Genomic DNA, 22,862 nt, shown 5'->3' on the forward strand with positions numbered 1-22,862 from the left:
TTGCCCTGCGCCTTTTTGGGGCGCCAGGGCCGGGGTGGGGCGGCCCCGCGTCAGCGCAGGAAGAGCTGGTAGACCGGGTTGTTGCTCTCGTCTTCGAAAGGGTAGTTCAGCGAGGCCAGGAAGTCGCGCAGCGCCGCATTGTCGCCGCGCGGCACCTGGATGCCGACCAGGATGCGGCCGTAGTCGGCGCCCTGGTTGCGGTAGTGGAAGAGGCTGATGTTCCAGTCCGGGTGCATGGTGGACAGAAAGCGCATCAGGGCGCCCGGTCGCTCGGGGAAGATGAAGCGGTAGAGCCGCTCGTTGCGGGCCAGCTCGGAGCGGCCGCCGACCATATGGCGCACATGCTGCTTGGCCAGCTCGTTGTCGGTCAGGTCCAGGGCGTCGAAGCCTCCCTTGGCGAAGGCGCGTGCCAGCTTGGCCGCTTCCTCGCGCTTTTGCGTGGCCACGCCGACCAGGATGTGAGCCTGGGCCGAATCCGAGATGCGGTAATTGAACTCGGTCACGCTGCGCGGCCCCAGCAGCTCGCAAAAGCGCTTGAAGCTGCCGCGTTCCTCAGGGATGGTGACGGCAAACAGGGCCTCGCGGTGCTCGCCCACCTCGGCCCGCTCGGCGACAAAGCGCAGGCGGTCGAAGTTCATATTGGCGCCGCAGGTGATGGCGATGAAGGTCTGGCCCTTGCAGCCATGGCTGGCCGTGTACTGCTTGACGGCGGCCACGCCCAGGGCACCGGCGGGCTCCAGGATGCTGCGGGTGTCTTCGAACACATCCTTGATGGCGGCGCAGACCGCATCGGTGTCCACCAGCACGAAGTCGTCAACCAGGGCGCGGGTGATGCGAAAGGTCTCTTCGCCGACCAGCTTCACGGCCGTGCCATCCGAGAACAGGCCGACATCGCTGAGCTGCACCCGCTTGCCGGCGCGCACCGAGCGCACCATGGCGTCGGAATCTTTGGTTTGCACGCCGATGACCTTGATCTCCGGGCGCACCGCCTTGATGTAGGCCGCCACGCCGGAGATCAGGCCTCCGCCGCCGATGGCGACAAAGATGGCGTCGATCGGGCCGGGGTGCTGGCGCAGCAACTCCATGGCGATGGTGCCCTGGCCGGCGATCACATCGGGGTCGTCGAAGGGGTGAACAAAGGTCAGGCCCTGGGCCTGCTCCAGCTCCAGGGCGTGGCCGTAGGCGTCGCTGAAGCTGTCGCCGAACAGCACCACCTCGCCGCCATGGCCTTGCACCGCGTCGATCTTGACCTTGGGCGTGGTGACCGGCATCACGATCACGGCGCGGCAGCCCAGCTTCTTGGCCGACAGCGCCACGCCCTGGGCATGGTTGCCGGCCGAGGCGCAGATCACGCCTTGCGCCAGTTGCTCGGCGCTCAGGTGCGCCATCTTGTTGTAGGCGCCGCGCAGCTTGAAGCTGAACACCGGCTGCTCGTCCTCGCGCTTGAGGTAGACCTTGTTGCCCAGGCGCTTGCTCAGGTTCTTGGCCGGGGTGAGCGAGGTTTCCTTGGCAATCTCGTAGACCCGCGCATTGAGAATGCGCTGCAAATAGCTGTTGTCGGAGGGAATCAGGTCGGGCATGCCGGCCGCGGCCATGGTCTTGGCGGCGGGTTTGCGGGCGTGGCGGGTGCCACTTTTGAGCGTGCGGGCGGGGCCGGCCATGAGGTCTCCGATACAAATCTGTTGCGGCGCAACATGATAAGCGAGGGTCAGCCCCAGCCCGGTTCAGGCGGGTTTCAGCATCATTTCGGCGCTGTTTGGCTCGCAAGAGGCCAAAAAAAACCCGAGCTTTTGCAAGCTCGGGTTGAATCCACCATGGAGGCGGTGGAGGAGACAAACGGTGCGAGAGCCCGAGGCTTGAATCTGCAGCAGGCCAGGGTTTTGACGCCGGGCGGCTGCGCGCAAGGGGATCGCGTGGCTAGAATTTTAGCTGCAGCAATTGCTGCGGTGCAATATTTCTGGCGCCTTTAATTAGTCCAAGAGCTCTAGTGCAAAGTCGGCTGGGCTCGCCACTTTCGTTTGGAGCACACACAAGATGGAATGCACGATCAACTGGATGGGCGCCGATGGCATGGCCTTTGTGGCACAGACCGGCAGCGGTCACATGCTGACCATGGACGGCGCGCCGCAAGGCGGTGGTCACAACCTGGCGCCGCGCCCGATGGAAACCGTGCTGGCCGGCACCGGCGGTTGCACGGCCTACGATGTGGTGCTGATCCTCAAGCGCGGCCGCCACGATGTGCGGGGCTGCCAGGTGCAGCTCAAGGCCGAGCGGGCTGAAGAGGACCCCAAGGTCTTCACCGCCATCCACATGCACTTCGTGGTCAGCGGCCGGGGTTTGAAGCAGGAGGCGGTAGAGCGGGCTGTCGCCCTGTCGCACGAAAAGTACTGCTCGGCCAGCATCATGCTGGGCAAGACGGCGGCCATGACCACCTCGGTCGAGCTCGTCGAGGTCTGAGCCGGCACGGGAGCTCTGGAACGACATCCTGGCGTCGCCTTGGCTCCCGAACCTGGGCGGGGCCGATTTCAGAGCCTCACGGATCCGAATGGATCAGATGTGGTGGGCCGTGCGGGTCATGACGCGCGCGGCCAGGCGCATCAGCTGCTGAACCGGCGCCGGCAAGGGCAGCGCGCCTGCGGCCTGGGCTTCATCGGCATGGCGGGCCTCTTCCAGCTTCATTTGCGCGACGATGGCGCGAGAAGCGTGATCCGCCTCCGGCAGATCTTCCAGATGTGAGGCCAGGTGCTGCTCGACCTGGCGTTCGGTCTCGACCACGAATCCCAGGCTGACGCGATCGCCGATCAGGCCGGCAAGACTGCCGATGGCAAAAGCACCGCCGTACCAGAGCGGGTTGAGGTGGCTGCGGTGGCTGCCCAACTCGTCCAGGCGCTGCTGGGTCCAGGCCAGGTGATCGACTTCCTCCTGAGCGGCGGCCTTGAAGTGCTCGCGCAGCGCCGGGTCGCGGCTGAACAGGGCTTGCGATTGGTACAGCGCCTGGGCGCAGACCTCGCCGACATGGTTGACCCGCATCAGGGCGCCCGCGAGCCGGGTATCTTCGGGGCTCAGTGCCCTTGGTTCGCAGTCACGGGCGGGCGATGGGCGACCGGCGCGCGCCTGGGCAAACACTGTGCGCATGCCATGGTCGACGCTGACCAGCAAGCGGTCCAGCGGCGAGAGGCGGTCGGCGGCGGATGAAGAGCGTGACGAAGCGGACATGGAACCTCTGGGGAGCGGACCCGCAGTTTAATGAGGAGTGGCGCAGACTGATCCTTCGGGGCTTGTCAGAAAGCATTTATGAATAGTTTGTGAACAGCCTTTCTCGTTGTGTGTCAACAACGCAAACCCTGAATATGACAGTCCGAGGTGTTCCGGGGATCTCAAGGTCTTGTGTAATACGGCAACTTCCGCTGCAGGGGGTTGGCGCAGCGGGCTTTTTCGGAGCGCACGACTTGAATATGGAGTCGGAAGCTCCAGATCCCACGCGAGGAGGTTGGCAGGTCCAACCTGGAGGCGTCTTTTTAGCGAGGCCGAGCTCTCAAGCAAGGCCTGACTTATTTTTTGTGGAGTATCGAATGAAGAAATCTATCGTTGCACTGGCAGTCCTGGGTTCGTTCGCGAGCGTGGCATCGGCCCAATCGTCGGTGACCCTGTTCGGCGTGATCGACGTGGCCGCTCGCTACACCAAGGCCAACGGCCAAACCCTGAAGAGCCTGGCCACCGATGGCAACACCAGCAGCCGCCTGGGCGTGCGCGGTGAAGAGGCCCTGGGCGGCGGCCTGAAGGCTGGTTTCTGGCTGGAAGGCGCCGTGAACGCTGACGCTGGCACCGCTGACAAGGATCGCTTCTGGGGCCGCCGTGCCACCGTGAGCCTGGCCGGCGAGTTCGGTGAAGTGCGTCTGGGTCGCAACAAGTCGGTCGCTCAACTGCACATCGAAGCCTTCGACCCGACCTCGACCACCGGCCTGGGCAAGGCCAACCAGCTGTACAGCACCCTGGGCAGCGGCGTGAGCGTGGCTCGTTTCGACAATATGGTGTCGTACTCGCTGCCTGGCAATCTGGGTGGCTTCTACGGCGCTGCTGATGTGGCTGCTGGTGAAGGCAACAACGCTGGTAAGGCATTCAGCGGCCGTGCTGGTTATGCCGCTGGCCCTCTGCATGTCAGCGCTGCATTCCTGCAAGCTGGCGTGGGCACCAAGTACAAGCTGAGCTCGTTTGGTGGTTCGTACGACCTGGGCGTCGCCAAGCCTTCGCTGACCTTCTCGACCAACAAGTTCGGCGCCGCCAAGCAGACCATCATCACTGCTGCTGTGACCGCTCCTCTGGGTGCCGGCAATGTCTGGGCTTCGTGGACCAAGGCTGATGCCAACGGCGCTGCTGAAACACTGAAGGCTGCATACGATGCAACCCATCTGTCGGCGGGCTACATCCACAACCTGTCCAAGCGCACTGCGCTGTACACCACGGTGTCCAAGATTGAGAACAAGGGTGCTGGCAAGATTGGCGTGCTGAACACCCCGACCGTGGCTGCTGGCGGTGGCTCGGGTGGCTTCGACGTCGGCGTGCGTCACAGCTTCTGATCCCAGCGTGCGAAAGCAAGCTTGATCTGAAAGCCGCCTTCGGGCGGCTTTTTTGTTTTCGGACGCTGCAAGCTTGCGCATGCCTGACGCAGGATGGGAGGGTTTGCGCTTGTAGGAGGGTCGCAACAGCAGGCTCGCTTGGTGGGTGTCATTCGCACAGAATGGTTTTGTCGTCACATGACGTTCACTACAAGGAGACAACGATGATGAAGAAGAAGACTGCGGTGGTCCTGGGCCTGCTGGCCGCTTTCTCGTCCTCTGGCTGGGCTCAATCCAGCGTGAGCCTGTATGGCATCCTCGATGTGGGTGTTCGTTACACGACCAACTCAGGGACCACGGCTGCCAGCAAGGGGGATTCCCTGTCGCAAGTAATTCCCGGCGGTATGTCCAACAGCCGACTTGGCATCAACGTCACCGAAGACATGGGTGGCGGCCTGAAGGCCATTGCCAATTTGGAGCATCGTCTCAATTCCGACACCGGCACGCAGACGGCTGCTGAATTCTGGCGTCAGTCCTGGGTGGGCTTGGAGTCCAAGGACTATGGTCGCTTGACCGTGGGGCGTCAGTACAACGTGCTGTTCGATGTCTACACCAGCACGTATTCCTCATTCAAGTACTCGCCCTATATTGAAATCTTCCGCCCTGAGACCGTGATGGCCATGGCTGGACGCCAGAGCAATATGGTCAAGTACCTGGCGGAGGCGGGCCCGTTCCGAGGCGAACTTCAGATCGGCGCCGGGGAAGGTGCCTCGCCGGACAAGACCCTGGGCGGCATGTTGCGCTATGCCAAGGATGAGTTGGCTTTGGGCGCCGGTGTGCTGGAGGTCAAGGACACGGCTGGGCGCAAGGTGCGTGGCTTGACGGTGGGCGGCGCCTACACCGCCGGGCCCTTGTACTTCAATCTGTCCTTCGGACAGAACAAGTTCGACTTCGGGACCGACGCTTTGCAGGCGGCCTACACCGCCAACTACACCGTCAGCCCGAGCAGCCGCCTGAATGCGGCAGGCCTGGATGTGAAGAAGCGCGACATGATGGCCGCCGGCTTTACCTACCAGATGAGCAAGGAGCTGAATCTGGGCTTGCAAGCCTGGTACGCCAAGCAAAGCCACCATCGCCTGAGTGGCGAGAGCAAGGCTGGCTTTGTGGCAGCCGTGGCGGATTACGCCTTCTCCAAGCGTACCGATGTGTACTTCGAGGCGGATTACTCAAAGCTGGGCGGCGCTGTGGCCTTTGACAACACGGCCAAGACACGCGTGGGCCTCAGCAGTGGCATCCGTCACCGTTTCTGAGCCCGATCTGTGTTTGAATCCAGGCCGCCTCGTGCGGCCTTTTTTCTTTTTCAGCGGCCGCGGGTGGCAGGATCGTTGAGAAAGAGGTGCGGTGATGGCGACGGAAATCATGGGTGAGCGATCGACCTGGCAGTTGCGGGCATGCGGTGCTGCATTGGCTTTGGTGATGGCTGGCTGTGCCCACAGTCCGTCGATGGAGTCGGAGCGGTCAGAAGCGGTGGAGGCCGCAGCCCCCGCCATGCCCGAGCTGCTTGCCGACTGGTCGCCGCGCCCCCTGCCGGGCAAGCGGTCCACGGCCTACTCCTTTGTTCAACGTGATGGTCGTGATTGCGTGCTGGCCCAGGCTCGCCAGTCGGTCAGCCTCTGGCGTCGAAGTCTCGACCTGGCGCCAGAACATGTGGAGCAGTTGAAGTTCGATGTCTGGATTGGTGAACATTCGCCCAAGGCCACGGTCCAGGCTCCCGAAACCGATGACGCACCGGCGCGCCTCTTGCTCGGGTTTGCGGGGGACGAGTCTCGGCTCTCGCTGGCGAACCGCATGCAATTCGAGTTGGTTCGCACCCTGACCGGCGAGGCTCCGCCCTACGCCACCTTGATGTATGTCTGGGATGCCAGCGCCGCACCGGAGACCGTGGTTGTCAGTGCGCGCAGCGACCGCATTCGCAAGATCGTGGTGGGCTCGGGTGGCTTCAAGCGCACGCCCGCCTGGCAGCACTTGCGCCGGGATCTGCGCGCTGATTTTCAGCGCGCCTTTGGCGAGGCCCCCGGCCGTTTGGTGTCCATGGCCATGATGACCGACGCCGACAACACGCGCAGCCGTTCCGAGGCCTGCTACGGCGATATCTTGCTTCTGGGGGCTGAGCAACAGCCATTGGCGGGCAGCTTGCAGTTCTGAGCGCCTCTACAAAGCGCAATGCGGCGGGACGCCGCATGCACGGCGCATCGGGACTTTCCCCTTTGTGGTCTGATGCGCTCTTCGCCATGATGGCGCGACCTTGAGGCCGCAACTGCCCCGGTGGCGGGTGGTGGCTTCATCGGTATTCATTCCAATCACAGACCGAACCGGGGCAGGGTGTGCCCGGAAGAGGCCGATTCATGCATGGGGGAGCGCCAAGCTCTTGACAGACCGTGTCGGGGTCCGCCTTTGCCAAGGCCGCCAACCGAACCTACCGACATGCTAGTTTTCATCCTCCGCCGCCTGGTCCAGTCTCTCATCGTGATGCTCACGGTGGCCTGCGTGTCCTTCATGCTGTTCCAGTATGTGGGCGATCCCGTCACCAACCTGCTGGGCCAGGATGCCACGCAAGAGCAACGCGAGGCCTTGCGCCGCGACCTGGGCCTGGATGCGCCGTTTCCCGTGCAGTTCGCCCGCTTTGTGGGCAATGCGGTGCAGGGCGAGTTTGGCTTGAGCCTGCGCCAGGGCCGCAAGGTCTCGGACCTGATTGCCGAGCGCCTGCCGGCCACGCTGGAGCTGGCCCTGGTGGCCGGCTTGATTGCGCTGTCGGTGGGCATCCCGCTCGGGGTCTATGCCGCCTTGCGGCGCGGCAAGGCCAGCTCTCAGCTGCTGATGATGCTGTCCTTGCTGGGGGTGTCCCTGCCGACTTTTCTCATCGGCATCCTGCTGATCCTGGTGTTCGCGGTCTGGCTCAAATGGCTGCCCAGCTTTGGGCGCGGCGATGTGCTTGCGATCGGCAGCTGGACCACGGGCTTGTTGACGGCCGACGGCCTGCGACATGTGCTGCTGCCAGCCATCACCTTGTCGGTGTTCCAGCTGACCCTGATCATGCGCCTGGTGCGGGCCGAGATGCTCGAGGTGCTGCGCACCGACTACATCAAGTTCGCCCGCGCCCGCGGCCTGAGCAACCAGGCCGTGTATTTCGGCCATGCGCTCAAGAACACCTTGGTGCCGGTGATCACCATCACCGGCCTGCAGCTGGGCCAGCTGATTGCTTTCGCCATCATCACCGAGACGGTGTTCCAGTGGCCGGGCATGGGCTTGCTCTTCATCCAGGCCGTGCAGTTCGCCGACATCCCGGTCATGGCTGCCTATCTGTGCCTGATCTCCTTCATCTTCGTCAGCATCAATCTGCTGGTGGATCTGCTGTACTTCGCCGTCGACCCGCGCCTGCGCACCCAGGGCAAAGCACATTGAACCGGCCCTGCCGCCCTGCTTGACCTTTGATTTCAGAGAAGACTCGACCCGATGAGCCAAGCTTCCATCCCGCCCGTGCCTGCCGCGCCGAATGCGCTGCAGCGCTTTTTTGATGGCGATGTCTGGTACTCCTTCCGCAGCTCGCCGGTGGCGATGGCTGCGGCCGTGATCGCCTTGATCTGCGTGTTCTGCGCCGTCTTTGCCGAGTTCGTCGCGCCGCACAACCCCTTCGATCTGGCCACGCTGGAGCTGATGGATTCACGCCTGCCACCGGCCTGGATGGAAGGCGGCAGCAGCAAGTACCTGCTCGGTACCGACGACCAGGGCCGCGACATCCTCTCGGCCCTGATGTACGGCGCCCGGATCTCTCTCTTCGTCGGCCTGGCCTCGGTGCTGCTGAGCATGGTGATGGGCGTGGGCCTGGGCCTGCTGGCGGGCTTTGTCGGCGGCAAGGTCGATGCGCTGATCATGCGTGTGTGCGACGTCATGCTGTCCTTCCCCTCCATCCTGATCGCGCTGCTGATTGACGGAGTCGGCCGGGCCATGTTCCCGAATGCCCACGACACCCTGGCCTTTTTGGTGCTGATCCTGGCGATCTCGCTGACCGGCTGGGTGCAGTACGCACGCACCGTGCGCGGCACCACCATGGTCGAGCGCAACAAGGAGTATGTGCAGGCGGCCCGCGTCATCGGCGTCACGCCGCTGCGCATCATGCGCCGCCATGTGCTGCCCAATGTGCTGGGCCCGGTGTTGGTGCTGGCCACCATCCAGGTGGCTTCGGCCATCATCACCGAAGCGACCCTGTCCTTCCTGGGCGTCGGCGTGCCGCCGACCAGCCCCTCGCTGGGCACCTTGATCCGTGTGGGCAACGACTTTTTGTTCTCCGGCGAATGGTGGATCACCATCTGGCCCGGCGCCATGCTGGTGCTGATCGCCCTGTCGGTGAACCTGCTGGGGGACTGGTTGCGCGATGCGCTCAATCCCCGCCTGCGTTGAATTGCAAACCTCTCCTGCCCATGAGCACACCCTTGCTTGAGGTCCGCCATCTGCGGGTCGAATTCCCCACCCGGCGCGGCACCTTGCTGGCGCTGGACGACATCAATTTCGACATCGCGCCGGGAGAGATCCTGGGCGTGGTGGGCGAGTCCGGTGCCGGCAAATCCCTGACCGGCGCGGCCATCATCGGCCTGCTGGACCCACCGGGGCGCATTGCCTCGGGCGAGATCCTGCTCGAAGGCCAGCGCATCGACAACCTGCCCTACGAGCAGATGCGCAAGATCCGCGGCCGCCAGATCGGTGCGATCTTTCAGGACCCGCTGACCTCGCTGAACCCGCTCTACACCGTGGGCCAGCAGCTGATCGAAACCATCACCACCCACCTGGATCTGAGCCAGGCGCAGGCGCGTGCGCGGGCCATCGATCTGCTCGAGCAGACCGGCATCCCCGCGGCGGCCGAGCGCATCGATCAGTACCCTCACCAGTTCTCGGGCGGCATGCGCCAGCGTGTGGTGATCGCCCTGGCCCTGGCGGCCAGCCCGAAGCTGATCGTGGCGGATGAACCGACCACGGCGCTCGATGTCTCCATCCAGGCTCAGATCATTTCCCTGCTCAAGCGCGTCTGCAAGGAGCAGGGCGCGGCGGTGATGCTGGTCACCCACGACATGGGCGTGATCGCCGAAACCTGCGACCGCGTGGCCGTGCTGTATGCCGGCCGCGTGGCCGAGATCGGGCCGGTGCACGATGTGATCCACAAGCCCGCCCATCCCTATACCGCCGGTCTGATGGGATCCATTCCGGCCATGGACGAAGACCGTGAGCGCCTGCTGCAGATCGACGGCGCCATGCCGCGCCTGAACGCCATTCCCAAGGGCTGCGCCTTCAACCCGCGCTGCACGCAGGTGTTTGACCGTTGCCGCAGCGAGCGACCGGAGTTGGTGCCGGTGGGCGCCGGTCGTGCGGCCTGCTGGCTGCATGCCGCAACTCAAGCGGAGGTCACACGATGAGCCGCCCCTTGGTGGAGGTGAAAGACCTCGCAAAAATCTTCGACGTGTCCCCGCCCTGGCTGAACCGGGTGGTGGAGCGCAAGCCGCGCCAGTTCGTCCATGCGGTGGACGGCGTCAGCTTCTCGATCGAGCGCGGCAAGACCCTGGCTCTGGTGGGCGAGTCGGGCTGCGGAAAAAGCACGGTGGCACGCCTGCTGGTGGGCTTGTACGAGCCCACCCGCGGCAGCGTGGAATTCGACGGTGCCGACACGGCCAAGACCCTGGCGTCCAGCGGCGCCCTGGCGCTGCGCCGGCGCATGCAGATGATTTTCCAGGACCCGTATGCCTCGCTGAACCCGCGCTGGAAGGTGCAGGACATCATTGCTGAGCCGCTGCGCGAGCACGGGTTGATTGATGGCGTCGATGCCCAGCGCGCGCGCGTGGCCGAGTTGCTGCAATCGGTGGGCCTGACGGCGGCGGACCGCGAAAAGTTCCCGCACCAGTTCTCGGGCGGCCAGCGGCAGCGCATCTCGATCGCGCGCGCCTTGGCCACGCAGCCGGAGTTTCTGGTCTGCGACGAGCCGACCTCGGCCCTGGACGTCTCGGTCCAGGCCCAGGTGCTCAACATCATGAAGGAGCTGCAGCGCGAGCGCGGCCTGACCTACCTTTTCATCTCCCACAACCTGGCGGTGGTACGCCATGTCTCGGACCAGGTGGGGGTGATGTATCTGGGGCGCCTGGTCGAGCTGGCCGACAAGGCCGAGCTCTTCGCCCGGCCGCGCCATCCCTACACGCGCATGTTGCTGGATGCGATTCCCGACATCCACATGACGGGCCGTTCACGCACCCCGGTGCAGGGCGAGGTGCCGAATCCGCTCAACCCGCCCAGCGGCTGCAGCTTCCATCCGCGCTGCTCGCATGCCAGTGCGCGTTGCAAGAGCGAGCGCCCGGCCATGCTGGAGTTCAAGGGGGTTCGCGTGGCCTGCCACGCGGTGGAGGAAGGCCGGATCTGAGGCCTCGGCTGGCGAGCCTCGGCAGGGCTCGCGGGGTTCGGCTTCAGGGCCGGGCGGCGCTGGCAGTCGGGCTGGGCGCCTTGGCCGCTTGGCCTTGGCTGGAAGGAGCGGGCGCCTGGGACTGAGCTTGGGCTTGTGGCTGGGGCAAGTAGAGCGGCCCCTTCTGGCCGCAGGCGCCGAGCAAACTCAGGCTCAGGCAGAGCGTGAAGCTTGCACCCGTGCGGCGCAAAGACCCTGGCATCTGCGGGCCCGCGGCCCGCGGGCCTACACTGCGAAGCTGTTCGTTGTTTGCTTTCATGGCCGCAGTTTATCGCTGCCTGCCTGGAGCGCTTTTCCCTTCCGCATCACCATGTCCCAGCCTGCCGAATCCTCCAGCCCGTCTGCCGTTCCTGCCGCCACGCCGCTCAGCGATGTCGACTACCAGGCGCGCACCCGCGCCGTGTTGGACCGGATCGAGGCGACGGTGGACGCCTGGCTCGACGGCGATGTGATCGACATCGACAGCCGCCGCAGTGGCGGGTTGCTGGAGCTGAGCTTTCCCGGTGGCAGCAAGATCATCCTGAACACGCAGGCGCCGCTGCAAGAGATCTGGCTGGCGGCGCGCGCCGGCGGCTACCACTTTCGGTTTGTGAATGGCCACTGGCTGGACACGCGCAGCGGTGTCGAGTTGCACCAGCTGCTGTCCGAGCAGGCCAGTGCTCAGGGCGGCAAGGCCTTGCAGTTCACGCCAGCTTGATCCGTCGGCCCGCGCTGGTGTGACCAGGCCGTTCAAGCGCCTCAGCGCTTGAACAGGTCGAGGATGCTCTTCTTCTCGTCCTCGCTGGCAGCGCCCGGCAGCTTGCCTTCGGACTGACTCAGCTCGCGCACGCCGGCGGTGCCGGTGTATTCGTCGTAGTACCACTCGCCGTTGCGATTGACCACGCCCTCCGGCACCGGCATTTCACTGACCGGCACGCCCTTGAGGGCCTGGCTCATGTACTCGATCCAGATCGGCAGCGACAGCCCGCCGCCGGTTTCACGGTCGCCCAGCTTCTTGGGCTGGTCGTAACCCATCCAGACCACGGCCACCACCTCCTGCTGGTAGCCCGCAAACCAGGCGTCCATCGAGTCGTTGGTGGTGCCGGTCTTGCCGTATATGTCGGGTCGCTTGAGCTGGGCTTGAGCCCGTGCGGCCGTGCCGCTGCGCGTCACCTCTTGCAAGAGGCTGGTCATCAGGAAGGCATTGCGCGCTTCGATCACACGGCTGTCTTCGCCCACTTCCAGCTGCGGCGCTTCGTACAGCAGGCGGCCCTTGTTGTCGGTCAGCTTGGCGATCAGCTGGGGCGTGATGCGGTGACCGCCGTTGGCGAAGACGGCATAGCCCTGGGCCATCTGCATCGGCGTCACCGAGCCGGCGCCGAGCGCCATGGTCAGGTAGGCCGGGTGCTTCTCGGCCTCGAAGCCAAAGCGGGTGATCCACTCCTGTGCGTAATGGACGCCGATGGAGTTGAGCACGCGGATGGACACCATGTTCTTGGACTTGGCCAGCGCCTTGCGCAGGGGCAGGGGGCCGTCGAAGGTGCCGTCGTAGTTCTTGGGCTCCCAGGGCTGGCTGCCGGTGGTGGAGGCGTCGAAGAACAGTGGCGCGTCGTTGACGATGGTGCTGGGTGTGAAGCCTTTTTCCAGCGCCGCCGAATAGATGAAGGGCTTGAAGCTGGATCCGGGCTGACGCCAGGCCTGGGTCACATGATTGAACTTGCTCTTGGCGTAGTCAAAGCCGCCCACCATGGCGCGCACGCGGCCATTGCGCGGGTCGAGCGAGACGAACGCGCCTTCCACCACGGGCAGTTGGGTGATGGTCCATTCTTCCTGGCTGGGCTTGGCGGCCAGCGGCGCCTTCACCACGCGGATGATGGCGCCGCGGCGCACGCGGGTCTTGGGGTTGCCGTTTTCGGCCAGGCCCGAGGTGGCTGGCTTCAGGCCTTCGCCGGTGATGGTCACCGTCTCACCGCTCTGCAGGGCGGCCACCACTTTCTTGGGGCTGGCTTCCAGCACCACGGCGGCCAGCAGTTCGTCGTTGGCGGGGTGGTCGTTCAGCGCCTCGGCGATGCGGCTGTCCAGGTCGGCAGGGTTGCCCGGCAGGTCGGCATAGGCCTCGGGGCCGCGGTAGACCTGGCGACGCTCGAAGTTGAGGATGCCGCGGCGCAGGGCGCGGTAAGCCACGTTCTGTTCTTCGGCCTTGAGGGTCAGGTAGACATTCAGGCCGCGGGTGTAGGCCTCATCGCCGTACTGGTTGTAGATCAGCTGGCGGGCCGCCTCGGTCACGAACTCGGCGTGGCTTGGCGTTTCATTCACCGGGCGCAGACGCAGCTTTTGGGCCTTGGCCGCGTCGCGCTGTTCCTCGGTGATGTAGCCGTTTTCCAACATGCGCTCGATGATGTACTGCTGGCGGATGGTGGCCCGGCGCGGGTTGTTGATCGGGTTGTAAGCGGAAGGCGCCTTCGGCAGACCGGCCAACATGGCCGCCTCGGCGATGGTGATTTCCTGGATAGGCTTGCCGAAATACACCTCGCAGGCAGCGGCAAATCCATAGGCCCGGTGGCCCAGGAAAATCTGGTTCATATAGATCTCGAGAATCTGCTCCTTGCTCAGCGCGTTCTCGATCTTCAGGGCGAGCAGGATCTCGTAGATCTTGCGGGTCAGAGTCTTCTCGGTCGAGAGGTAGAAGTTGCGCGCCACTTGCATGGTGATGGTGGAGGCGCCCTGGCTGCGGGACTCGCTCACATTCGCCAGGCCGGCGCGGATCACGCCCAGATAGTCCACGCCGCCATGCTGGTAGAAGCGGGCGTCTTCGATCGCCAGCACCGCGTCCTGCATGACCTTCGGAATTTCCCTAATCGGCAGAAAATTTCGTCTTTCATCGCCAAATTCAGCCAAAAGCTGGCCTTCGGCCGACAAGACGCGCAAAGGTAGCTTGGGGCGGTAGTCGGTCAAGCCGCTGATGTCCGGCAAGTTTGGGTAGGCCATGGCCAGCGCCAAGGCCACCAGCATGAGTATGGCAACGCCACCCGCTGCGGCCAGGCCCAACAGCCAAGCCAGCATCCGAACGAGGCCTTGCATGGCGCCGGAGGGAGGGGCGTTTCGGGACTCAGACGCTGCGGACTGAGAGGTGTTCTTTTTGGCGTCGCTCATGGGCCTCCGGATGGGTCGGCGCATTATAGGAATGGCTTTTTGGCCGTGAAGCCTGCTCCAAGACGGGCGCTAACGCGCGCCAGAAGAGAGGCGCACCGGGCTTCGCCGATGCCGGATGGTTTAACTCGCCTTGTTTCGGCTTTGCCCCGTTCCGTATTTCGGGAAAATTAGGTCTGGCTTTGAATCAAAGGCCTCAGCGATGATTTGAATGCGACGTCTTCTCGGTGTTTTTCGGGGCATCCGCGGCCTTCTTGCTCGTGTATGTTACGCAACGAGCTGTTACCAGCTGTGACCGCTTTTCCTTGGGCGGTCAAGGCCTTTGCTGCTAGCATTCAAGTAACTTATTAACAGTCCGGCGCAAAAACGTTGGGGGATTCGCGTCATGGGCATACTTGACGTTTTGTTGGGGCGCAAGCACCCGCCGATGATTGGGCTTGATATCAGTTCTTCGAGCGTCAAGCTGGTCGAGCTGGGTCAGACCGCCAGTGGTGAATTCGTGTTGGAGCGTTTTGCCACCGAGTCTTTCGAAAAGGGCTGGATCACCGACGGCCAAATCGAGAAATTCGACGAAGTGGCCGACGCCGTGCGCCGTGTGGTGGCGCGCAGCGGCAGCCGCACCCGCGACGCCGTGCTGGCCATGCCGCAATCGGCCGTCATCACCAAAAAGATCATGCTGCCCGCCGGGCTGCGCGAGGAAGAGCTGGAGATTCAGGTCGAAGCCGAGGCCAACCAGTACATCCCCTTCTCGCTGGACGAGGTGAGCCTGGATTTCTGCGTGATCGGCCCCAGCCCGACTTCGGTCGGCGATGTGGAAGTGCTGATCGCCGCCTCGCGCAAGGACCGCGTTCAAGACCGTCAAGGTCTGGCTGAAGCGGCCGGCTTGCGGCCAGTGGTGCTGGACATTGAATCGCATGCCTCGCGCATGGCCATGGGCCGCCTGATTGCCAACCTGCCCAATGCGGGCAAGGATGCGCTGGTCGCGCTGTTTGAGATCGGGGCCGACACCACCAGCCTCAAGGTGCTGCGCGACGACGAGATGCTTTACGACCGCGACCAGGCGTTTGGCGGTTCGCAACTGACCCAGTTGATTTCGCGCCAATACGGCTTCTCTTTCGAAGAGGCGGAGCAGAAGAAGCTCTCCAATGACCTGCCCGAAGATTTCGAAGTGGCGGTGCTGAACCCCTTTGTGGACAGCCTGTCCCAGGAGATCGGCCGCGCGCTGCAGTACTTCTTCACCAGCACACCCCACCACAAGGTGCACTACGTGATGCTGGCCGGGGGGACGGCCACTTTGCCGGGACTGAAGGAGCGCGTGACCGAGCTGACGGGCTTTGCCTGCATGGTGGTGAACCCCTTCGAGAACATGGAGCTGGGTTCGGCCGTGCGTGAGCAGAAGCTGCGCCGCGAAGCTCCGGCCTACCTGACCGCTTGCGGCCTGGCGATGCGGAGGTTCTACCAGTGATTTTGATCAATCTGCTTCCCCACCGGGAAGAGAAGCGCAAGCGCCGCAAGAACGCGTTCTTCGCCGGCCTGGGCTTGGCAGCCCTGATTGGGGTGGGCGCCGTCATGGCAGGCTACGCCTTGATCCAGCACATGACCAACGATCAGCGGACGCGCAACCAATTTTTGAGCGACCAGATCGCCAAGCTGGATGAGCAGATCAAGGACATTGCCAACCTCAAGGCTGAGATTGAGTCCTTGAAATCGCGCCAGCGTGCGGTGGAAGACCTGCAAAGCGATCGCAACACGCCTGTGCAACTGCTCAACGAGCTGGCACGTCACACGCCGGAAGGGGTTTACCTGACCGCCATCCGCCAGGCCGACAAGGTGGTGACCATCAGCGGCATTGCACAGACCAACGAGCGGGTGTCGGAGTTCATCCGCAACACCTCGCGCAGCTCGGATTGGCTGGAGCGGCCCGATCTGGTGGAAATCAAGGTGGCCAATCTGACCACCAGCAGCCGTGACCAGAAGCGTTTGTTCGACTTCTCCATGCGGGTGTCGATCAAGGAGCCGGTGCGGGAAGCGGCGCCTGGCGCAGCGGCGAAGCCGGCATCGGCCCCCAAGTCTTGAAGTAGGCAAGCATGGCGAGCACCTCTTTGAATCTCAAATTTGACCTGAATGCCTGGGGCGCCAATGTGGCGGACCAGTTCCGGGACCTTAATTTTCAGGAGCCAGGCCAGTGGCCAGCGCTCCCAAAGATCTCCGCCTCACTGGCGATGATTGCTCTCGTGGTCTTGGTTGGTTGGTTTTTTGTCTTGGCGGACGAGCAAGCCCTGCTCGACGCCGAAGTGGCACGCGAACCCAATCTGCGCCAGGACTACACCGCCAAGTTGGCGCAGGCGGTCAACCTGCCTGAACTGCGCAAGCAAAAGAGCCAGGTCGAGGAATACGTGACCCAGCTGGAAAAGCAACTGCCGGGCAAGGCTGAGATGGACGCCCTGCTGTCCGACATCACCCAAGCCGGCGTGGGTCGCAGCCTGCAGTTCGAGCTGTTCCGCCCCGGCCAGGTGGTCGTCAAGGACTATTACGCCGAGTTGCCGATTTCATTGCGGGTGTCAGGGCGCTACCACGACATCGGCTCGTTTGCGGCGGATGTGTCCAACCTGTCCCGCATCGTGACATTGCATAACCTCAATGTGCTGGCATCGACTGGCAAAGACGCGGGCAGCGGCACCCTGAGCATGGAAGCCACCGCCCGCACCTACCGCTATCTGGATGCCATCGAAGTGGCCGAACAGAAAAAGGCTGCGGCCAAGGCGGCTGCAGGAGCGAAGAAGCCATGAACGCGGCGATGAATCTGAACCCGTGGTTGCTGCGTACTGCGGCACTGGCCGTCTGCGCCAGCTTGGCGGCATGCTCAACCGATATGGATGAGCTGCAGCAGTGGATGGAGCAGCAGCGCAAGGAAGCGCGGGCGACCATTGCGCCCCTGGTGCCGCCCAAGAAATTTCAGCCTCAGCCCTATGAGGCGAGCTTGGGTGTCGAGCCTTTCAGTCCTCAGAAGTTGAGCGTGGCCGTCAAGCAGGAAGCGTCCCTGCCCAATTCCTTGCTGGCCAAGGAAATGAGCCGGCGTCGCGAGCCGTTGGAGGCTTACCCGCTGGACAGCATGACCATGGTCGGCAGTCTGACCCGGCAGAACCAGCGGTATGCCTTGCTGCGGGTGGACAACCTGCTCTATCAGGTCAAGAGCGGGGACTACCTCGGTTTGAACTTTGGACGGGTGATGAAGATCAGCGAAACCGAAATCGGATTGCGAGAAGTCGTCCAGGACGCTGCGGGCGAGTGGATTGAACGCACCAGTACCCTCCAGCTGCAGGAGAAGGGACGATGAAAAATTTCCAGGAGACATCGAGGATGACGAGCCAATGGCGCAAGTGGGCGACGGCCTCGGCCCTAGTTCTGGCCACGGCGGCCGCGGCCGCGCCGGCCTGGGCGCAGACCGCCATCCGTTCCATCAACAGCACGCAGCAAGCGGGCGTGGAAGTGGTGCGCATCGAGTTGAGCCAGCCGCTGACGGAGATCCCGCGTGGCTTCACCGTGCAGACGCCGCCGCGCATCGCTATCGACTTGCCCGGCGTGGTGAACGGCATCGGCCGCTCGATGGTGGAGATCAACCAGGGCAATCTGCGCTCGGCCAATGTGGCCCAGGCGGGTGAACGTTCGCGCGTGGTGCTGAACCTGCGCACGCCCTCGGGTTACCGGGCCGAGCTGCAAGACAGCGCGCTGCTCTTGATTCTTGAGTCCACTTCCGCGCAGGCACCGGCGCCCAATGAACCGGTGCACTTTGCCCAGAGTCTCAACGCCGAGGCACAGTCCATTCGTGATATTGACTTCCGCCGCGGACAGGACAACTCCGGCCGCGTGATCGTCAACCTGCCGAGCAACCAGGTCGGCGTTGACATTCAGCAGCAGGGCCAGAACCTGGTGGTGGAGTTCCTGCGCTCGACCGTGCCCGAGGGCCTGCGTCGCAAGCTCGACGTGGCTGACTTTGGCAGCCCGGTGCAGTCGGTGGTGACCACACAGAACGGCGACCGTGTGCGCATGGTCATCGAGCCCAAGGGTGCTTGGGAGCACAGCGCCTACCAGAGCGACAACCAGTTTGTGCTGGAAGTGCGCCACCAGAAGCAGGATCCCAACAAGCTGACCACAGGCCCCGGCTATGCGGGCGACAAACTGTCGCTGAACTTCCAGAACATCGAAGTTCGTGCGCTGCTGCAGGTGATTGCCGATTTCACCAACTTCAATGTGGTGACCAGCGATACCGTGACCGGCAATGTGACCTTGCGCCTCAAGGATGTGCCTTGGGACCAAGCCCTGGACATCATCATGCAGGCCAAGGGCCTGGGCCTGAAGAAGTCCGGCAATGTGCTCTGGATCGCACCCAAGGATGAACTCTCGGCCAAGGAGAAGCTGGATCTCGAGTCCAAGGCGCAAATCGCCAACCTGGAGCCCCTGCGCACACAGTCTTTTCAGCTCAATTACACCAAGGCCGAAGAAGTCTTCAAAGGCTTGACGGGGCAGAACAACTCCGGTGGTAGCGGTGGCTCCGGCGGTCAGAACGCTTCTCGCATCTTGACCCCGCGAGGCAGTGCGATCTCGGAAAGCCGTACCAACCAGCTCTTCGTCACCGACATTCCTTCCAAGCTGGAAGAAATTCAAGCGTTGATCGCCAAGATCGACGTTCCGGTGCGCCAGGTCCTGATCGAAGCCCGCATTGTGGAAGCGGACGACAAGTTCGGCCGCGCGCTCGGTGTGAAGCTGGGCAGTGCCGATTTGCGCGGCACCCGCGGTGGCATTCCGGGCTACTCGGTCGGTGGCAACAACTACCTGACCCTGGGCGGCAACCTCAACGGCATCGCAGGCCAGACCTTGCAGCCCGGCGGCAGCGTTGGCGCTGGTGGCACCGGCCCGGATGGCAAGCCCGTCTTCAATACGCAGTTTGTCAATCTGCCGGCCAATGTGTCTTCGGACAGCTTCGGTGGATCCAATGTGGCGAACTTCGCGCTGTCCTTGTTCAATGCCACGGCCAACCGATTCCTGAACCTGGAACTTTCGGCCCTGGAAGCCGATGGCAAGGGCAAGATCGTGTCCAGCCCGCGTGTCATCACGGCCGACCAGGTCAAGGCCTTGATCGAGCAAGGTGAAGAACTGCCTTACCAGGTTGCCACCTCCAGCGGCGCCACGTCCATCCAGTTCAAGAAGGCCGTTCTGAAGCTGGAAGTGACGCCGCAAATCACGCCCGAGGGCAATGTGATCCTGGACGTGGATGTCAACAAGGACAGCCGTGGCACGCTGACGCCCCAGGGCTACGCCATCAACAACAAGCATGTGAAAACCATGGTCTTGGTGGAGAACGGTGGCACCGTGGTGATCGGCGGCATCTTCACTCAGGATGAACGTGAAGACGAATCCAAGGTCCCGGTGCTGGGTGACATTCCCTACCTGGGCAATCTGTTCAAGAACAAGAGCCGCACCACGAGCAAGACCGAACTCTTGATCTTCCTGACCCCCAAAGTGGTCAGCGAGCGTGCGCCGGTCCGGTGATGGACATGTTGGTGGGAACTTAATCAATCGGGAGAAGGTAGCGACCGCCACGGCGGCGCTGCCATGCAGGAGTTTGCAGAGATGAGTACATCCATGGTGTGGGCGCGACCTTCCTGGCGCCAAGCGTGGCGAGCGGCGGGTGCGATGGTGCTGGGCTTGGCCTTGGCTGCCTGCGGCGGCGGCGGCGGTGGTGCCGGCACGTCGGTTTTCGATCCGGGCACGGGCACCAACCCGAATACACCCAGCACCTTGGCTGATCTGGCCGTGGTGGCGGACAAGCCCTCGGTGCCCAATTCAGGCGCGGAAGTCGTCACCTTCACGGTCACGGCCTTGACGAGCGGCAATGCCGCCTTGACTGGGGTGGAAACACCCGTGACCGTGGAAGTCGAAAGTGGTGCCATCGTCACGCCCTCGGCCAAGGTGACCAGCAAGGACACCGGCAAGATCACGGCGGTGGTGCAGATCACCGACAAGACCAGCCGCACCGTGAAGCTGAATGTCAGTTCGGGTTCAGTCAAGAAAACGGCCAGCTTCGAAGTGGTGGACAGCGTGAACGGCAGCAAGGTGGCTGATTTGCGCCTGGTTGTGGACAAGGTCACGCTGCCCAATGACGGCACTCAAGTCGCCAAGTTGAGCGTGACTTCGGTGGATGCGTTCAACAGCGCCATCGGCGGTTCGCCGGTTTCTCTGGCGCTGATCGATCCGGTCGCCGGCGGCTCCGTCGTCAATGCCTTCGGTAAGACGGCGACGGATACCACCTCAGGCGTGCTGGCTGCTGACATCAGCCTGGTGACCAGCAAGGGCAAGACCAATCGTTCCATCACGGTTCAGGCCACCAGCGGCACGGTGGTGCGCACCATCAGCTTTGACGTGGTCGAGGCGGTGTCCATCGTGCCCAAGGCCAGCGATCTGACCATGACCTTGAGCGCGAGCTCGGTAGGTAATTCTGGCAGCGAGTCAGTTGATGTCAGCTTGCGGGCAGTTGACGCGCTCAGAAATGCAGTTCCCGGCATCAAGGTGACCTTTGCCGTTGACAGCAGCGCTGTGTTGGTCCCTGGAAATTTGGTGACGGACTCTGAAGGTCTGGCAAAGGCCAAGGTGTTTGTGGGCTCTGATCGTTCCAATCGTACGGTCACGGTTACCGCGACAAGCGATTCGATTGTTTTGCGGAAGACTTTTAAGGTGACCGGCGCCAAGTTGCAGGCCCAATTGCTTCCGGCAACGTTGCGAAACGGAGATATCGGTGCGGTGGAGTACACGTTGACCGATGTGAACGTCAACCCGATGGACAAGGTTGCGGTTTCGGTTGGGGGGAGTCAGGGTGCTGCCGTCGCCTGCCCGGGGCAGGCCGCACCGAGCGAAGCCCTGACGGATAACAAAGGCAAGTACACGTATTGCTACCGCGCTTCGGGAAATGGGCCCAGTCAAATTGCAGCAACGGCTGGCGGCGCATCAGTGACAAGCACTGTGCAGATCGATGCAACAGTGTCTGATGTGCCTGCGGCTACCACGATTGGTTCTGCCACATTCACGGCTGCCCCGGCTGTCGTAGCGGTCAATTTGGTGGGTAGCAGCGAGAACCGTTCTGAGTTGCGCCTGCTGTTTCGCAGCGACAAGAATGAGCCCGTTCCAAATGTTCGCGCGCGAATTGGGTTTGGCGCAAACAACTCAGGCACGGACGGCGTGATCAGCTCCGGCAATGACAAGGTCATCATCTCGGATGCAACCGGTGTGGCGGTGACCAGTTTTGTGGCGGGACAGCGGCCGAGCCCGACGGACCAGGTCAAGGTGTATGCCTGCTTCTCCAAGACCGACACGGTGGAGACCATTGCTGCCTGCCCTGCAGACCGCCTGCGCGCGGTGTCTTTGACGGTCGTGGAACAACCTGTGTCGGTGTCGATCGGTACCAATGCCTTGATCGGCACGGGGACGAACAAGCTGACTTACTTCCTGGAGTTCACCGTTCTGGTGGTCGACTCCGCGGGTAATCCCAAATCGGATGTGCAAGTGGCTCCGTTGATCGATCTGCCGAGCTATCAGAAGGGCTTTTACCTCTATGACTCTGGACTGAAGAGGTGGATCCAGTACGTGACCCAAAAGTGTCTTTCTGAGGACAGCTCGGCTGGTAAGGGTTTCCGAAATGGAACCATTGAGACCGGTGAGGATCTGAACGGCAATGGGCAGTTGGATCCGCGGAAGTCGGATGTGTCCATCACCATGGTCGGAAGCACCCGGACCGACTCCAGTGGCTTGGCTGTGATGCGAATCGAGTATCCGCAGAGCTACGGCAGCTGGACGGAGTTTGCGATCCGCGTCAGCGCGTCAGGTGTGGTCAGCCCGCCGGCTTTCTTCGGTCGGATTGCGTCCGAGGGTGATACCTTGTTCACGCTCAAAGGTACCGAGCAGTACACCGGTGTGCCTGTCGAGGTGATCAAGGCGGAAGGAACCCCTCCGTTTGTCATCAGCCCCTACGGTCAGGCTGCAAGCTGCTCCAGCCCGAACTGATGCGCGACTTGTTGGCATGAGCGCAGCTCGCCTTGTGATCTCCCTCGTCGGCATGCCCGGCGGTGGCAAATCCACCGTCGGCCGTCAGCTGGCGCGGCAGCTGGGCGTGCGCTTTGTTGACAGCGACACGGAAATCGAAGCGCGAATCGGGGAGCCGATTCGCGCTTTTTTTGATCGCTCGGGTGAAGCGGCTTTTCGAGACATCGAGTCGCAGGTGCTGAACGAGTTGCTGGCACGTGAGGGAGAGTTCGTGCTGGCCACCGGCGGTGGCATCGTGCTGCGAGAGGCCAATCGTCAGCTTTTGCATCAAGCCAGCACCGTGCTCTACCTCCGCTCCACGCCGGAAGAGCTGTTCCGACGTTTGCGGCACGACACGCAGCGCCCGCTGCTCCAGGTGCGAGATCCTCTGCAAAAGCTGCGCGAGCTGTATTTGCAGCGCAATCCGCTGTATCGAAGTGTGGCGCACTACGTGCTCGAGACAGGTCGGCCGTCTGTGCACGGCCTGGTCAATATGGCGCTGATGCAGCTGGAGCTGGCGGGCATCATCGATCCGGCCCGGGTTGCGGCCACCGTTGGTGCTGAGCCCGCCGCCTGTTGACCCGGTGCGGATCGTCTCGGCGGCTCAA

At 63.1% G+C, this 22,862-nt stretch carries 20 protein-coding genes; 16 read left to right on the plus strand and 4 right to left on the minus strand.

Going from position 1 to position 22,862, the window contains the following annotated elements:
• Positions 1 to 50: 50 nt before the first annotated feature.
• A complete protein-coding gene (ilvA, locus tag AC1Q6P_RS09955) occupies positions 51 to 1,580 on the minus strand; it encodes a threonine ammonia-lyase, biosynthetic (RefSeq protein WP_394341017.1) in 1,530 nt (509 codons plus the stop codon).
• Positions 1,581 to 2,034: 454 nt separating this feature from the next.
• On the opposite strand from ilvA, the gene AC1Q6P_RS09960 reads away from it, so the two are divergent.
• Positions 2,035 to 2,457 carry an OsmC family protein gene (locus tag AC1Q6P_RS09960; protein ID WP_102766149.1) on the plus strand — a complete coding sequence of 141 codons (423 nt, stop codon included), beginning with the start codon at positions 2,035 to 2,037 and terminating at the stop codon, positions 2,455 to 2,457.
• A 93-nt stretch (positions 2,458 to 2,550) separates the two neighbouring features.
• Here AC1Q6P_RS09960 and coq7 read toward each other — a convergent pair whose 3' ends face one another.
• Positions 2,551 to 3,168: a 2-polyprenyl-3-methyl-6-methoxy-1,4-benzoquinone monooxygenase gene (gene coq7 / locus AC1Q6P_RS09965; protein ID WP_492663813.1), complete on the minus strand. Its 618-nt coding sequence runs from the start codon at positions 3,166 to 3,168 to the stop codon at positions 2,551 to 2,553.
• Positions 3,169 to 3,572: 404 nt separating this feature from the next.
• Between coq7 and AC1Q6P_RS09970 the strand changes: the two genes are divergently transcribed.
• The 7 genes from AC1Q6P_RS09970 to AC1Q6P_RS10000 all read left to right on the plus strand — a co-directional run bounded on the left by AC1Q6P_RS09970 (position 3,573) and on the right by AC1Q6P_RS10000 (position 11,013).
• Entirely contained in the window at positions 3,573 to 4,577 is a 1,005-nt protein-coding gene (locus AC1Q6P_RS09970; RefSeq protein ID WP_492663761.1) for a porin, read from the plus strand.
• A 203-nt stretch (positions 4,578 to 4,780) separates the two neighbouring features.
• Positions 4,781 to 5,866 carry a porin gene (locus AC1Q6P_RS09975; RefSeq protein ID WP_492703165.1) on the plus strand — a complete coding sequence of 362 codons (1,086 nt, stop codon included), beginning with the start codon at positions 4,781 to 4,783 and terminating at the stop codon, positions 5,864 to 5,866.
• Positions 5,867 to 6,104: 238 nt separating this feature from the next.
• Positions 6,105 to 6,761, plus strand: coding sequence for a DUF3047 domain-containing protein (locus AC1Q6P_RS09980; RefSeq protein WP_492663763.1), 657 nt, complete (start codon positions 6,105 to 6,107; stop codon positions 6,759 to 6,761).
• A 279-nt stretch (positions 6,762 to 7,040) separates the two neighbouring features.
• Positions 7,041 to 8,018 carry an ABC transporter permease gene (locus AC1Q6P_RS09985; protein ID WP_102766153.1) on the plus strand — a complete coding sequence of 326 codons (978 nt, stop codon included), beginning with the start codon at positions 7,041 to 7,043 and terminating at the stop codon, positions 8,016 to 8,018.
• 51 nt (positions 8,019 to 8,069) lie between these two features.
• On the plus strand, positions 8,070 to 9,014 hold the full coding sequence (locus tag AC1Q6P_RS09990) for an ABC transporter permease (RefSeq protein ID WP_171827684.1): 945 nt from the start codon (positions 8,070 to 8,072) through the stop codon (positions 9,012 to 9,014).
• 20 nt (positions 9,015 to 9,034) lie between these two features.
• Positions 9,035 to 10,021: an ABC transporter ATP-binding protein gene (locus AC1Q6P_RS09995; RefSeq protein ID WP_492663764.1), complete on the plus strand. Its 987-nt coding sequence runs from the start codon at positions 9,035 to 9,037 to the stop codon at positions 10,019 to 10,021.
• The gene (locus AC1Q6P_RS10000; protein WP_492663765.1) at positions 10,018 to 11,013 is read left to right on the plus strand and encodes an ABC transporter ATP-binding protein; all 996 of its coding nucleotides are present in this window, start codon (positions 10,018 to 10,020) and stop codon (positions 11,011 to 11,013) included. Before AC1Q6P_RS09995 ends, AC1Q6P_RS10000 begins: the two co-directional genes overlap by 4 nt.
• Before the next feature lie 43 nt (positions 11,014 to 11,056).
• Here AC1Q6P_RS10000 and lptM read toward each other — a convergent pair whose 3' ends face one another.
• A complete protein-coding gene (gene lptM, locus AC1Q6P_RS10005; RefSeq protein WP_492663766.1) occupies positions 11,057 to 11,311 on the minus strand; it encodes an LPS translocon maturation chaperone LptM in 255 nt (84 codons plus the stop codon).
• A 51-nt stretch (positions 11,312 to 11,362) separates the two neighbouring features.
• On the opposite strand from lptM, the gene cyaY reads away from it, so the two are divergent.
• Positions 11,363 to 11,749, plus strand: coding sequence for an iron donor protein CyaY (gene cyaY / locus AC1Q6P_RS10010; protein WP_492663767.1), 387 nt, complete (start codon positions 11,363 to 11,365; stop codon positions 11,747 to 11,749).
• Between the two features lie 41 nt (positions 11,750 to 11,790).
• Here the strand turns inward: cyaY and AC1Q6P_RS10015 are convergent, their stop codons facing one another.
• Complete coding sequence (locus AC1Q6P_RS10015; protein WP_492663768.1) at positions 11,791 to 14,112, minus strand: penicillin-binding protein 1A; 2,322 nt, start codon at positions 14,110 to 14,112, stop codon at positions 11,791 to 11,793.
• A 454-nt stretch (positions 14,113 to 14,566) separates the two neighbouring features.
• Between AC1Q6P_RS10015 and AC1Q6P_RS10020 the strand changes: the two genes are divergently transcribed.
• From AC1Q6P_RS10020 to AC1Q6P_RS10050, 7 genes are all read left to right on the plus strand, one after another.
• The gene (locus tag AC1Q6P_RS10020; protein WP_102766160.1) at positions 14,567 to 15,646 is read left to right on the plus strand and encodes a pilus assembly protein PilM; all 1,080 of its coding nucleotides are present in this window, start codon (positions 14,567 to 14,569) and stop codon (positions 15,644 to 15,646) included.
• Positions 15,643 to 16,257, plus strand: coding sequence for a PilN domain-containing protein (locus tag AC1Q6P_RS10025; protein WP_492663769.1), 615 nt, complete (start codon positions 15,643 to 15,645; stop codon positions 16,255 to 16,257). The genes AC1Q6P_RS10020 and AC1Q6P_RS10025 overlap by 4 nt, the downstream gene beginning before the upstream one ends.
• An 11-nt stretch (positions 16,258 to 16,268) precedes the next feature.
• A complete protein-coding gene (locus AC1Q6P_RS10030; RefSeq protein WP_492663770.1) occupies positions 16,269 to 16,970 on the plus strand; it encodes a type IV pilus inner membrane component PilO in 702 nt (233 codons plus the stop codon).
• Positions 16,967 to 17,518: a pilus assembly protein PilP gene (locus AC1Q6P_RS10035; RefSeq protein WP_223696754.1), complete on the plus strand. Its 552-nt coding sequence runs from the start codon at positions 16,967 to 16,969 to the stop codon at positions 17,516 to 17,518. Before AC1Q6P_RS10030 ends, AC1Q6P_RS10035 begins: the two co-directional genes overlap by 4 nt.
• Positions 17,519 to 17,541: 23 nt before the next feature.
• Positions 17,542 to 19,731 (plus strand): type IV pilus secretin PilQ, encoded by a 2,190-nt coding sequence (locus AC1Q6P_RS10040; RefSeq protein WP_223696753.1) that lies wholly within the window; start codon positions 17,542 to 17,544, stop codon positions 19,729 to 19,731.
• 81 nt (positions 19,732 to 19,812) lie between these two features.
• Positions 19,813 to 22,236, plus strand: a complete 2,424-nt coding sequence (locus AC1Q6P_RS10045) for an Ig-like domain-containing protein (RefSeq protein WP_492663771.1) — start codon at positions 19,813 to 19,815, stop codon at positions 22,234 to 22,236.
• Between the two features lie 16 nt (positions 22,237 to 22,252).
• Positions 22,253 to 22,834, plus strand: coding sequence for a shikimate kinase (locus tag AC1Q6P_RS10050; protein ID WP_171827677.1), 582 nt, complete (start codon positions 22,253 to 22,255; stop codon positions 22,832 to 22,834).
• Positions 22,835 to 22,862: the final 28 nt, after the last annotated feature.

This window comes from Roseateles sp. GW835-FHT13E02 (assembly GCF_058794035.1).